Raw genomic sequence first — 12,840 nt, forward strand, 5'->3', positions numbered from 1 at the left:
TCAGGGGACTTCGCTGTGCCCGCTTTTCGGAGAGGACACCCCACATGTCCCGTCGCCACCTTCGCCACTGGCGCCCCCTGTCGGCGGCCCTGGCCGCCTTCGCGGTACTCGGCGGCACCGCGGCCGCCGCCCCGGCCACCACACCCCAGACCCCGGCGGCAGCCGCGACGTCGCTCGTCACACTCGACGACACGTACTACCAGGACGCGCTCGGCAAGTCCGGATCCGCCCTCAAGAGCGCTCTGCACACCATCATCAGCTCGCAGACCAAGATCTCCTACAGCAAGGTCTGGGAGGCTCTCAAGGACACGGACGAGGACCCCGACAACTCCTCCAACGTGATCCTCCTCTACTCCGGACTCTCCGAATCCAAGAGCAACAACGGCGGCTCGGTCGGCCAGTGGAACCGCGAACACGTCTGGGCCAAGTCCCACGGCGACTTCGGCACCGCCACCGGCCCCGGCACGGACCTCCACCACCTGCGCGCGGAGGACGTCCAGGTCAACTCCATCCGCGGCAACAAGGACTTCGACAACGGCGGCAGCGCGGTCAGTGGCGCACCGGGCAACTACACCGACAGCGACTCCTTCGAACCGCGCGACGCGGTCAAGGGCGACGTGGCCCGCATGATCCTCTACATGGCCGTCCGCTACGAGGGCGACGACGGCTTCGCCGACCTCGAACCCAACGACAAGGTGTCCAACGGCTCCGCACCGAACATCGGCCGTCTCTCGGTACTGAAGACGTGGAGCCAGGAGGACCCGCCGGACAGCTTCGAGAAGAACCGCAACGACGTCATATACGACCAGTACCAGCACAACCGGAACCCGTTCATAGACCACCCGGAGTGGGTCGAGTCCATCTGGTAGACGAACGGTCCCGAACCGTTCCCCTCCCCCCCCCGTCGCGACCGGCCGGGCCGTGCGCTCACCGACCCTGAGGCGGCCACCGGAGGGACAGGAACGAAAACGGAAGGGGTGGCTCGGTGAACCGGGCCACCCCTTCCGCTCAGTCCTCTCCTCGCCGAGGATTCAGTCCGCCTCCTCGCCGAAGATCTCGCGCAGGCGCGCCTCGCTCTGCGTGTCCAGGTTGCTGTGGAGCAGTTCGGCACCGCCGTCGGGCAGCGCTTCGACGATCCGGTCCGGCACCTCGTCCGTCGTCAGCAGGAACAGGGCCGAAGTCCCGGGCGTCACCTTCTCCTTGACCTCGGCGATGAAGTCGTCGTCGATGCCGACATCGGCCAGCTTTCCCCCCAGCGCCCCGGCCGCCGCGCCGATCGCCGCACCCAGCAGCGGCATCAGGAAGATCAGCCCGAAGAGCATTCCCCAGAACGTGCCGCTCAGCGCCCCGGCACCGACCAGGTTGATCAACTGCTTGGTCCTGGGCTTCGCCCGGTCGGCGGGCCAGCTGACCACGGCCGCGTCGATGATCTTGATCAACCCCTCCTTCTGGAGGGACTTGAGCGAAGTCTCCATGTCCTCCGCCCCCTCGGCCGACTGGAACTTCCACACGGTGAGCGTGGACATCGCGCATACCTCCTGAGACCGACAGTCAAGAACTCGCTCATATTAGGATCAAAAGGTATGAATTGACTCGTTGAAAGCGCCCGCTTCACTCGGGAGCGGATGCCCGCCGAAGCCCCTGGGAGACAACGATGGATACGGACGCCCTGACCGCCGGTCTGTTGCAGGAACTGCGGGCGGTCAAGCCCTATCCGGCCCTGTCCCTGACCATGCCGACCCATCGCCGTACACCGGACCACGCCCAGGACACCGTTCGGCTGCGCAATCTGGTGGCCGAGGCCGTCGGGCGGCTGGAGGCGGACCCCGCAGTCACCCGTGAGGCGCGGATCGCGGTCAAGGAGCAGTTGGACCGGGCGGTCGCCGAGGTGGACCCCCGCCGCTCCCTGGACGCCCTGGTCCTCCTCGTCAGCGCCGACGAGCACCAGCTCTGGCAGCTCCCCCGCACCGTCCCCGAACGGGTGGTGCTCAGCGACACCTATCTGACCCGCAACCTGGTCGCCGCGAAGGCCCAGGCCCAGCCGTTCTGGGCGCTCACCGTCTCGGCCGAGCGCGCCGCCCTGTGGAGCGGTACGACGGACGTCCTGCACCCGGCGGAGAGCAACGGCTTCCCGCTGACGGCACCGCGGGAAGCTCCCAACCCGCAGCGCAAGGAGCAGATCGGCGACACCCCGAGCACCTTCAGCGACGAGGAGACCCGCAATTTCCTGCGCACGGTCGACGAGAAGCTGCGCACGGTGCTGGCCGCGGATCCGCGCCCGCTGTACCTGGTCGGACTCCCGCCGGCACTCGCCCTGCTGGACGAGGTCGGGGAGACCGCCGCGTCCGCCGTCGGCCGGGTCACGAAGGGGGCACCCGCCGACATGACGCCGAGCGACCTGCGCAAGGAGCTGAAACCGGCGCTCGACGAACGGCAGCAGCGGTTCGCGGCGGAGATCGACGGCAAACTGGACGAGGCGCGCGGCCGTCGCGCCTTCGCCGGCGGCCTCGACGAGGTCTGGGCCGCGGTACGGGAGGGCCGTGCCGGCCTGGTCGCGGTGGAGGAGAACTTCCAGCAGACGGTACGGGTGGCGGACGCTCACCTGGAACCGGTGGGCGACGACGCCGACCTCTCGGACAGCTCGATCCGCGAGGACATCGTCGACGAGCTCGTCGAATCGGCCCTGGACAGCGGCACCGACGTGGTCTTCCTCGCGGACGGCTCCTTGACGGAACACGGCCGGATCGCGGCGGCCCTGCGCTACTGAACGGGCCGGCACCGCACCCCACACCCCTCCGGGGCCCGCACGCCTGCCGCGTGCGGGCCCCGAGGTGCGCTGGGACACTGAGGAGGGGCTCTGTGTGCCCCGGGACAGGACCAGGGAGAGGAGTGAACACACCATGCCACGCGGATCCAACGCCAAACGGGAACGACAGTACGAACACATCAAGGAGAGCGTGCAGGAGCGCGGGGTCGGCGAGGACCGGGCCGAGGAGATCGCGGCCCGTACGGTCAACAAGGAACGCGCCCGCGCCGGTGAGTCGAAGACCGCCAGCCGCACCTCCCTCACGGACATGTCGTCCTCCCGGCGCGGCGGCCTGCGCTCCCACAGCGGGGCCGCGGGGCCGACCCGCGACCAGCTCTACGAAGAGGCGAAGAAGAAGAACGTCCATGGCCGGTCGCACATGACGAAGGACCAGCTGGCCAAGGCTGTCGGCCGCTGAACCCTCGTCACACGGGCCGGGAGAGGAGGGGGATCAGCCGCTCCAGGTCCAGTCGGCCACCTCGGGCAGGTCCGTGCCGTGTTCACGGATCCAGTCGTGGTGACGGGTGCGGACATCCGCCATCGCCTGGCGCACCGCCACGGCGCGGACACCGAGGCCGGGCACCCGGTCGATGACGTCCATGACCAGCCGGTAGCGGTCCAGGTCGTTGCGGACGACCATGTCGAAGGGCGTGGTGGTGGTGCCCTCCTCCTTGTAGCCCCGCACATGCAGGTGGGAGTGGCCCGCCCGCCGGTAGGCCAGCCGGTGGATCAGCCACGGATAACCGTGGTACGCGAAGATCACCGGCGTGGTCCGGGTGAACACCGCGTCGTACTCGGAGTCCGGCATTCCGTGCGGGTGGTCCCGCTGGGGCATCAGCCGGGCCATGTCGACCACGTTGACCACCCGCACCGCCAGTTCCGGCAGATACCGGCGGAGCAGATCGGCGGCCGCCAGGGTCTCCAGCGTGGGTACGTCACCGGCGCAGGCGAGCACCACGTCGGGTTCGCGGCTGCCGTCCTCCGTACCGGCCCATTCCCACACACCGGCTCCTCGGGCGCAGTGCGCGCGGGCCTGGTCCATGGTGAGCCAGTCGAAGGTGGGCTGTTTGCCCGCCACGATCACATTGACGTAGTCCCGGCTGCGCAGCGCGTGGTCGGCGACGGAGAGCAGGGTGTTGGCGTCCGGAGGCAGGTAGACGCGGACGACCTCGGGGCTCTTGTTGAGGATGTGGTCGACGAAGCCGGGGTCCTGGTGGGAGAACCCGTTGTGGTCCTGGCGCCAGACGTGCGAGGTGAGCAGGTAGTTGAGCGAGGCGATGGGGCTGCGCCAGGTCAGCCGGCGGGACGTGCGCAGCCACTTGATGTGCTGGTTGACCATCGAGTCGACGATATGGGCGAACGCCTCGTAGCAGGAGAAGAGGCCGTGCCGACCGGTGAGGAGGTACCCCTCCAGCCAGCCCTGGCACAGGTGCTCGGAGAGCACCTCCATGACGCGTCCGTCGCGGGAGAGGTGCTCGTCGGTCGGCAGGAGCCGCTCCTGCCACGCTTTCGCCGTGGCTCCGTAGAGGGCGTCGAGCCGGTTGGACGCGGTTTCATCGGGACCCACGACCCGGAAGTCGCGGCGTTCGGCGGTGGCGGCCATGACGGCCTCCAGCAGTCCGCCGAGCACACGGGTCGGCTCGTGCAGCACGGTGCCGGGCTTGTCGACCCGGACGGCGTGGTCGTCCAGTGGCGGGATGGGCAGTTCGCGCAGGAGAAGACCGCCGTTGGCATACGGGCTCGCACCGAGCCGGGCGGCGCCTTCGGGCACACAGTCGAGCACCTGGGCGGTGGGGCGCCCGAAGGTGTCGAAGAGTTCCTCCGGGCGGTAGGAGCGCATCCACTGCTCCAGCGTGCGCAGGTGCTCCGGGTTGTCCCGGACGCCGGGCAGCGGGACCTGGTGGGCACGCCAGGTGCCCTCGACGGGCACGCCGTCGACCTCGCGGGGGCCGGTCCAGCCCTTGGGGGTGCGCAGCACGATCACCGGCCAGCAGGGGCGCCCGGTGTCGCCGCCGGTGCGGGCGGCCGCCTGGATCTCCCGGATGCGGTCGAAGGCCCGGTCCATCGCGGCGGCCATCGCGCGGTGGACGGTGAGGGGGTCGTCACCGCCGACGTACAGGGGGTCGTGTCCGTAACCGCGCAGCAGGGCGTCGAGTTCGGTCTCGGGGATGCGGGCGAGCACCGTCGGGTTGGCGATCTTGTATCCATTGAGGTGGAGGACCGGGAGAACGGCCCCGTCGTGCACCGGGTCGAGGAACTTGTTGGAGTGCCAGGACGCGGCGAGCGGTCCGGTCTCGGCCTCGCCGTCGCCGACGACGCAGGTGACGACGAGGTCCGGGTGGTCGAGGGCGGCACCGTAGGCATGGGTGAGGCCGTAGCCGAGTTCGCCGCCCTCGTGGATGGAGCCGGGGGTCTCGGGTGCCACATGACTGGGCACTCCGCCGGGGAACGAGAACTGTCTGAACAGCCGCCCCATCCCCTGACCGTCACGGCCGATGTCGGGGTAGGTCTCCGAGTAGCTTCCCTCCAGCCAGGAGTTGGCGAGGACGGCGGGTCCGCCGTGGCCGGGACCCCAGACGCACAGGGCCTGGACATCGCGGGACTTGATGATCCGGTTGAGATGGGTGTGGACCAGGTTCAGTCCGGGTGACGTACCCCAGTGGCCGAGCAGGCGCGGCTTGATGTGCTCCGCGGCGAGCGGCTCGGTCAGCAGCGGGTTGCCCATCAGGTAGATCTGGCCGACGGTCAGGTAGTTGGCGGCCCGCCAGTGAGCGTCGAGCGCGGCGATCTCGTCGTCGGAGGGGACGGGCTCCGCTGCCGGGTGGGCGGCGTTGCTCATGGGTGTCTCCTGGCTTCCCTAGGAGGAGGCTGCTGCGGGCTCGGAGCCGTACCAGACCGTGGTCGCGTTGCAGAATGCGCGGATGCCCTGCCCGGCGAGCTCGCGACCGTAGCCGGAGCGCTTCACACCGCCGAAGGGCAGCGCGGGATGGGAGGCCGTCATTCCGTTGAAGAAGACACCACCGGCCTCCAGGTCGCGCACACAGCGACGGACCTCATCGGCGTCGCGGGTCCACACGTTGGAACTGAGGCCGAAGGGGCTGTCGTTGGCGAGCTCCACGGCTTGCTCCAGCCCCTCGACCCGGTACAGCGTGGCCACGGGACCGAAGGTCTCCTCGCGGTGGATGCGCATGCCGGTCGTGATTCCGGTGAGAACGGTCGGGGCGTAGAACCAGCCGCGCTCCAGTTCCGGGCCCAGGCCTTCGGGCCGGCCGCCTCCGCACAGCACGTCCGCCCCCTTCCCGACCGCGTCGGCCACCAGCTCCTCCAGGTCGGCGCGGCCCTGTTCGCTGGCGAGCGGTCCGACGTCGGTGGATTCCTGCATCGGGTCACCGACCGTCAGGTCTCGCATGCCCACGATGAACCGCTCGGCGAACTCGTCGTAGACGTCGGCGTGCACGATGAACCGTTTGGCGGCGATGCACGACTGACCGTTGTTCTGCACCCTCGCGGTCACGGCGGTACGGGCGGCCCGTGCCACGTCGGCCGACGGCATGACCAGAAACGGGTCGCTGCCGCCCAGTTCCAGCACGGTGTGCTTCACCTCGTCCCCGGCGACCGAGGCGACCGAGCGACCGGCCGGCTCACTGCCGGTGAGCGTGGCGGCGGCGACCCGGGGGTCGCGCAGGATCGCCTCGACCGCTCCGGATCCCACCAGCAGGGTCTGGAAGCAACCCGCGGGAAATCCGGCCCGGCGGAACAGTCCCTCCAGATACATCGCCGTCTGCGGGACGTTCGACGCGTGCTTGAGCAGGCCGACGTTCCCGGCCATGAGGGCGGGGGCGGCGAAGCGTACGACCTGCCAGAGCGGGAAGTTCCACGGCATCACCGCGAGGACGGCGCCCAGCGGCCGGTAGCGGACGTAGGCCCTGGTGGCGCCTGCGTCCTTCACGTCCTCCGGCCGGGGACGCTCGTCGGCCAGGAGCTCCTGGGCGTGGGTCGCGTACCAGCGCATCGCCTTCACGCACTTGGCGGCCTCCGCCCGGGCGGCCTTGACGGGCTTGCCCATCTCGGTGGTCATGGTGCGCGCGATGTCCTGGATGTCCTCCTCCAGGAGCCCCGCGGCCGCGTTCAGGAGACCGGCCCGCTCGGCGAATCCCGAGGTGCGGTACTTACGGAACGCGGTACGGGCGGCATCGAGCTTCTGCTCGATCTCCGCCTCGCCCAGTGCGTCGAACGTTCTGAGGGTCTCGCCGTTCGCGGGGTTGACCGTCGCGATGGGCATGACTGTGGCCTCCTTGCCTCGGTACTTCGACCGTGCAGTGCCGCGCGCCGTGCCGCAACGCGGGCCGGCCCCTCCTCCGGGCACATCCGGCCGGCGCGGACCCTGCGTGCGGTGTGCACGCCGTCCACGCCGGCCGGCGGTCCGTTCACGGGCACGGATGCCGGCAGTACCGGCCCCGGTGGCCCGCTTCAGGCCGGTGCGGCGGCGAAGTCACCCGCACCAGCGGGTTCCGGAGCGGCGACGGGGGCGCGACGGAAATCCCCCACACCGGGCAGCGGCGCCGACGGCACCAGGTCGACGGTGCGCGGCTCCTTCGCGTACCGCGTGAACCAGACGACCTTGCCCTCGGCCGTACGGCAGGTGCCCCAGCTGTCACTCAGGGCCATGACGCGGCTGAGACCACCTCCGCCGGTGCTGAGCAGCCGCGGCATCTCGGAGCCGTCGTCGGCGACGGAGACCGTGAGATGCCGCCCTGACCAGCGGAGTTCGACGACGCAATGGTTGTCGTCGCCGACATGCCGGTGGACGTTGGTGAGCAGCTCTTCCACTCCCCGGCACACCGGCTGGATATGGAGTTCAAGACCCCAATGGCGCAGGTGTGCGGCAATGATCCGCCGCATCTGCGCAACACGCTCTGCAGAAACCTGGAGTTCGACCAGATAGTGCCGGTCGAATGGAACGGTCATCGTCGAGGCTCCTCATATCGAGGCCCACTTGCTTCGCCCCGCTGAACCAACGACCCCCGAATACGAAGAGTGAGCAGATGTCACTTCTGGGTCACTCAACAGGGTGACCCCACCGTGCCGGTTGCGCAACACAGGAGCCGGACTCCCTGGTATCGCAGAGCATTCCGCCCAGGTCGGCCCAGGTCACAGGAGGTAGGGGAGCAGGGTGTCCGGAGTGAGGGGAAGGCTGCGCAGCCGGACTCCGGTGGCATGCCGGACGGCGTTGCCGACGGCTGCCGCGGCGCCCACGATGCCGATCTCCCCGATGCCCTTGCTGCCCATCGGGTTGAGGTGCGGGTCGTCCTCGTCGATCCAGTACGCCTCGATCTCCTGGACGTCGGCGCAGGCCGGAACGTGGTAGGAGGCGAGATCGCTCTCGGTGAAGTCGCCGAAGGCGGGATCCATGGTGCTGCCCTCGGTGAGCGCCATGCCGATTCCCATGGTCATCCCGCCGATGAACTGGGAGCGCGCGGTGCGCGGGTTGAGGATGTGCCCGGCGGCGAAGACGCCGAGCATCCGGCGTACCCGCACCTCACCGGTCCGGGAGTCGACGGCGACCTCGGCGAAGTGCGCGCCGAACGCGTGGCGGGCGTACGGGGACGTTTCGGAGGTCTCCTGTCCGGTGTCGGCGAAGGCCGTGAGCCCCTCGGCCGGAAGAGGCCCGGTGTGCTCGCGCAACTGCTCCAGGAGGGCGGTGGACGCCTTGTGCACGGACCATCCCCAGGAGCCCGTGCCCATGGAGCCGCCGGCCAGCGGTGCGTCGGGCAGGTCGCTGCTGCCGATGTCGATCCGGACGTCCTCCACCGGGACGCCCAGGACCGAGGCCGCGATCTGCGCGAGCACGGTGCGGGCGCCGGTGCCGATGTCGGTGGCGTTGACCCGGATGCGGTACGAGCCGTCGGGCGCCACGTGGGCCGAGGCACTGGAGCCGGCGAGGTAGACGGGGTACGTGGCGGACGCGACGCCGGTACCGAGCAGCAGCGGGCCCTCCTCGCGGACCGCGGGGCGCGGATCGCGGTCGTACCAGCCGAAGCGGCCGGCGCCCTCCTCCAGACAGGCGGCGAGGCCCCGGCTGCTGAACGGGCGCCCGGAGTCGGGTTCGTGGGCCGGATCGTTGCGCAGGCGCAGTTCGACGGGGTCCATGCCGAGGGCCGCGGCGAGTTCGTCCATGGCGGATTCCAGCGCGTACATGCCCGGTGCCTCACCCGGTGCCCGCATCCAGGAGGGGCTCGGCACGTCCAGGGCAGTCACGTGGTGGGCGGTACGGCTGTGCGGGGACCCGTACATGACGCGGGTCGGCACGGCGGCCTGCTCCACGAACTCCTCGACCGTGGAGGTGTGGGTGATGACCTCGTGGGAGACCGAGGTGAGGGTGCCGTCGAGTTCCGCACCGAGCCGAAGGCGCTGCACGGTGGGCGGGCGGTGGCCGACCACGGCGGCCATCTGCCGACGGGGCAGGGCGACCTTGACCGGGTGCCCGGTGTGGAGCGCGGCCATGGCGGCCAGGATCACCTGCGGGCGCGGGGTGCCCTTGCAGCCGAAACCACCGCCGACGTGTTCGGCCACCACGGTGACCTGGTCGGGCCGCAGCCCGAAGGCGGCGCAGAGGCTCTCGCGGGCCCTGGTGGAGCCCTGGCTGCTGTCGTGGACGTGCAGGTGCCCCTCCTGGGTCCACTGCGCGGTGGAGGCATGCGGCTCCATGGGGTGGTTGTGCAGCGCCCCGATGGTGTAGGTCGCGTCGACCTGTACGGGGGCCATGGCGAAGGCCCGGTCGGCGTCGCCGCGTTCACGGACGGCCGGGTACTCGCCGTTGACCTTCTCGGGGGTGTACAGGCCGGGATGGTCCTCGGACAGCAGGACATCGTGCTCGGCGGTCCGGTACGTGATCCGCAGTGCCCCGGCCCCGGCGCGGGCGTGTTCGAGCGTGTCGCCGACCACGAGCGCGACGTGCCGGCCCCGGTGCGGGACCCGGTCGTCCTGGAGGACCGCGAGGATCGGGGCGTCGGGCTGCTTCAGGCGCGGGGCGTTCTCGTGGCTGAGCACGGCGTGCACCCCCGGCAGGGCCAGTGCCTCGTCGGCGTGGACGGCGGCGACGCGGCCCCGGGCGATGGCGGCCGGGACGGGCCAGCCGTAGAGACAGCCCGGTGGGGTGTGCTCGGCGGCGTAGCGGGCGGTGCCCGTGACCTTGTCCCGGCCTTCGCGGCGTGGGACGGGGGCGCCCAGGGGGGTGTGGGGCTGGCTCATGACGGATCCTCGCGGGTGCGGGTCGGCGGCGGTGCGTGGGCTCAGCTGTCGGCGGCGAGTTCGGCCAGCACGGCGACGCCCAGGCTGCGGGCGAGCCCCACCTTGAACACGTTGTCGCGCAGGGGCCGGGCGGCGGCGAGTTCGGCGTCCACGGCCCGTTCGAAGGTCTCGTCGTCGGCCGGTGCGCCACGGAGCACTTCCTCGGCGAGCCGTGCGCGCCAGGGCCGGTGGGCCAGCCCTCCGAAGGCCAGCGCGGCATGCTCGATCCGCCCGTCGCGCAGGCCCAGTACCGCGGCGACGGAGGCGAGGGCGAACGCGAACGAGGCACGGTCGCGGGCCTTGCGGTAGAGGGAGCCGACCCCGTCCGGGCGTGGCGGCAGGACCACTTCGGTGATGAGCTCGCCCGCCCGGATCTCCGTGTCCCGGTGGGGGGTGTCCTCCGGCAGCCTGTGGAATGCGGCGGCGGGTACGGTCCGTTCTCCGTCCGGCCCGTACAACCGGACGGTGGCATCGAGGGCGGACAGGGCCACGGCCAAGTCGGACGGGTGCGTGGCGACGCAGTGCTCGGAGTGGCCGAGCACGGCGAGATCGCGGTGGGTCCCTTCGACGGCGGGGCAGCCGGTGCCGGGTTCCCGCTTGTTGCAGGGCTTCGAGATGTCCTGGAAGTAGGGACACCGGGTGCGCTGCAGCAGGTTCCCCCCGGTCGTCGCGGTGTTGCGGAGCTGGCCGGACGCGCCGGACAGCAGCGCCTGGGACAGGACGGGATAGCGGGTGCGTACCGCGGGATGGGCGGCCAGGTCGCTGTTGCGCACGGTCGCGCCGATGCGCAGGCCGCCGTCCTCGGTGTCCGCCACCTGGTCCAGGGGCAGCCGGCTGATGTCGATGAGCAGGTCGGGCGTTTCCACACCGAGCTTCATCAGGTCGACGAGGTTGGTGCCGCCGGCGAGGAATCCGGCGCCGGGATGGGCGAGGCTCTCACGGACCGCTTCGTCGACGGACCCGGCGCGGACGTAGGCGAAGGGTTTCACGGCGCCACGTCCTCGATCGCCTCGACGATGCGTGGATACGCGCCGCAGCGGCAGAGGTTGCCGCTCATCCGTTCGCGGATCTCCGGGGCGTCGAGCGGCGCCTGGGTGGTTACGGGTGCGGTGGGTACGGTGACGTGGGACGGGAAGCCGTCCGCCGCCTCGCCGAGCATCCCGACGGCCGAGCAGATCTGGCCGGGTGTGCAGTAACCACACTGCAGGGCGTCGTGGTCCAGGAAGGCTTCCTGCAAAGGGTGCAGCCGGTCGCCGTCGGCGAGGCCCTCGACGGTGGTGATGCGGGCTCCGTCGTGGGCGACGGCGAGCAGCAGGCAGCTGTTGGCGCGCCGCCCGTCGACGAGGACGGTGCATGCTCCGCACTGTCCGTGGTCGCAGCCCTTCTTCGCCCCGGTGAGGTCCAGGTGTTCACGCAGGGCGTCCAGGACCGTGGTGCGATGGTCGAGCGTCAGGGTCCGCTCGACTCCGTTGACGTGCAGTGTCAGGCCGGAACGGTCACCGGTCGCTCCCGGCTGTCGCGCACCGGCGTCCTGCCTGCGAGAGGGGTCCACTCACTCGCGCCTTTCCGGGGTGGCGTTTTGTCGCTTTCTACCAGACATGTACCGCCTTCCCGCTTCATTGCTCCGCCGCCGGGCCGCGACCTGTAGACCTATCGGCCCTCCGAGCTCTCCTTGTTCCTCAGGCGGAGGCGCACCTCCTCCTCCTGGTCCCCGGAGACCGTCCCGACGACCCGTACGTCGAAGGCGTGCGCCAGGCTCCGCCGGATCCGTTCGACCGCCCAGTAGCCGCCCTGCACATCGACCGACACGGGCGCCCCGATCGCGAGCGGCCCGGTGACCACCCTCTCCTCGGTGACATCCACGGTCGCCACCCATGCGGTGGGACGCTTCTCCGCGAGTTTCCTAGGTACGTCGACCGAGGCCCGGTCGGTGGTGAAGGCGGCCCGCAGCGCGTCGAAGACCATCCGTGCGTCACCCATGTCGCACCCGCTGATGACGACCGAGACCTCCTGGCCGTGCAGGCTCTCCTGCGACTGCTGCTCCTTGGTGCTGTTCACCGCGGCTCCTTCCACTCGGTCCGGCTCGGTGGATCCGGCTCTCCCCTCGCCCTCCTCCGGCGATTCGAGGATCCTCTCCAGGCTCTCCCCGCGACCGGCCGACGGCGACACGGAGTCGCGGGCGGGATGGCCGACCCGCCCGCCGGGCCCTCCCGGTGGCCCCGTCGAGACCGAAACACTTTTTGATTCATATCCACTTAAAATATGAATTCTTTGCCTTTGCCGAGTGGCGCCTCTGCCCCGGGGTATTCGGGAGGCATGGACGTATCGAACGGAGACCTCAGCGCACTGGCTGCCACCCTCGCCGACGGGCGGGGCGCAACCGGGGTGGTGCTGGGCATTGTCGGAGTCGTGCTGGTGGCCATGCTGATCGGTGCGGTGTGGCTGGGCAGGAGGCGTCGGCTCCAGGAGCTGCCTCCACCCCGGCCCGAGGAACAACCGCCGCGGCCCGACCACCGCAGCCATGTCGAGCAGCGCGATGTCCACGGCGACGACAGCTTCCCGCCCGACGGGCGCGGCCTCTCCCCCTACGAGCTCGGTGATCACGGAAACGAGACCCTCTACGGCGACAAGGACGAGCGGCGCGACTGAGCCCCGGCGATTCCGGGGGCGGGCCCGCCCGGGGCTCCCCCCGGGCGGGCGGCGCGGCGCTGCCCGCGGCGGCCCTTGCGTGTTGCGGGAGCAAC

General features: G+C 70.5%; 12 protein-coding genes. 4 read left to right on the plus strand and 8 right to left on the minus strand.

Annotation, left to right across the window (positions count from 1 at the left end; genetic code table 11):
* Positions 1-44 precede the first annotated feature (44 nt).
* Entirely contained in the window at positions 45-869 is an 825-nt protein-coding gene (locus tag AB0L71_RS11970) for an endonuclease (RefSeq protein ID WP_365241180.1), read from the plus strand.
* Between the two features lie 162 nt (positions 870-1,031).
* Here AB0L71_RS11970 and AB0L71_RS11975 read toward each other — a convergent pair whose 3' ends face one another.
* Positions 1,032-1,526, minus strand: coding sequence for a DUF1269 domain-containing protein (locus tag AB0L71_RS11975; protein ID WP_365241183.1), 495 nt, complete (start codon positions 1,524-1,526; stop codon positions 1,032-1,034).
* A 128-nt stretch (positions 1,527-1,654) separates the two neighbouring features.
* Between AB0L71_RS11975 and AB0L71_RS11980 the strand changes: the two genes are divergently transcribed.
* Together AB0L71_RS11980 and AB0L71_RS11985 are read left to right on the plus strand one after the other, a co-directional pair.
* Positions 1,655-2,767, plus strand: coding sequence for a chemotaxis protein (locus AB0L71_RS11980; protein WP_365241185.1), 1,113 nt, complete (start codon positions 1,655-1,657; stop codon positions 2,765-2,767).
* A 133-nt stretch (positions 2,768-2,900) separates the two neighbouring features.
* Positions 2,901-3,224, plus strand: coding sequence for a plasmid stabilization protein (locus AB0L71_RS11985; RefSeq protein WP_365241188.1), 324 nt, complete (start codon positions 2,901-2,903; stop codon positions 3,222-3,224).
* 33 nt (positions 3,225-3,257) lie between these two features.
* Here AB0L71_RS11985 and AB0L71_RS11990 read toward each other — a convergent pair whose 3' ends face one another.
* From AB0L71_RS11990 to AB0L71_RS12020, 7 genes are all read right to left on the minus strand, one after another.
* The gene (locus tag AB0L71_RS11990; RefSeq protein WP_365241191.1) at positions 3,258-5,645 is read right to left on the minus strand and encodes a phosphoketolase family protein; all 2,388 of its coding nucleotides are present in this window, start codon (positions 5,643-5,645) and stop codon (positions 3,258-3,260) included.
* A gap of 18 nt (positions 5,646-5,663) precedes the next feature.
* Complete coding sequence (locus tag AB0L71_RS11995; protein WP_365241194.1) at positions 5,664-7,088, minus strand: NADP-dependent succinic semialdehyde dehydrogenase; 1,425 nt, start codon at positions 7,086-7,088, stop codon at positions 5,664-5,666.
* 188 nt (positions 7,089-7,276) lie between these two features.
* Positions 7,277-7,774 carry an ATP-binding protein gene (locus AB0L71_RS12000; protein ID WP_365241196.1) on the minus strand — a complete coding sequence of 166 codons (498 nt, stop codon included), beginning with the start codon at positions 7,772-7,774 and terminating at the stop codon, positions 7,277-7,279.
* A 183-nt stretch (positions 7,775-7,957) separates the two neighbouring features.
* Positions 7,958-10,057: a xanthine dehydrogenase family protein molybdopterin-binding subunit gene (locus AB0L71_RS12005; protein WP_365241199.1), complete on the minus strand. Its 2,100-nt coding sequence runs from the start codon at positions 10,055-10,057 to the stop codon at positions 7,958-7,960.
* Positions 10,058-10,098: 41 nt separating this feature from the next.
* The gene (locus AB0L71_RS12010) at positions 10,099-11,085 is read right to left on the minus strand and encodes a xanthine dehydrogenase family protein subunit M (protein WP_365241202.1); all 987 of its coding nucleotides are present in this window, start codon (positions 11,083-11,085) and stop codon (positions 10,099-10,101) included.
* Positions 11,082-11,648 carry a 2Fe-2S iron-sulfur cluster-binding protein gene (locus AB0L71_RS12015; protein WP_365241205.1) on the minus strand — a complete coding sequence of 189 codons (567 nt, stop codon included), beginning with the start codon at positions 11,646-11,648 and terminating at the stop codon, positions 11,082-11,084. The genes AB0L71_RS12010 and AB0L71_RS12015 overlap by 4 nt, the downstream gene beginning before the upstream one ends.
* A 98-nt stretch (positions 11,649-11,746) precedes the next feature.
* Entirely contained in the window at positions 11,747-12,154 is a 408-nt protein-coding gene (locus AB0L71_RS12020) for a hypothetical protein (RefSeq protein ID WP_365241207.1), read from the minus strand.
* Positions 12,155-12,412: 258 nt separating this feature from the next.
* Here AB0L71_RS12020 and AB0L71_RS12025 point away from each other — a divergent pair, with 258 nt between their 5' ends.
* Positions 12,413-12,745, plus strand: a complete 333-nt coding sequence (locus AB0L71_RS12025) for a DUF6479 family protein (protein WP_365241210.1) — start codon at positions 12,413-12,415, stop codon at positions 12,743-12,745.
* Positions 12,746-12,840: the final 95 nt, after the last annotated feature.

The organism is Streptomyces sp. NPDC052052 (assembly GCF_040680455.1).
Classification (GTDB): domain Bacteria; phylum Actinomycetota; class Actinomycetes; order Streptomycetales; family Streptomycetaceae; genus Streptomyces.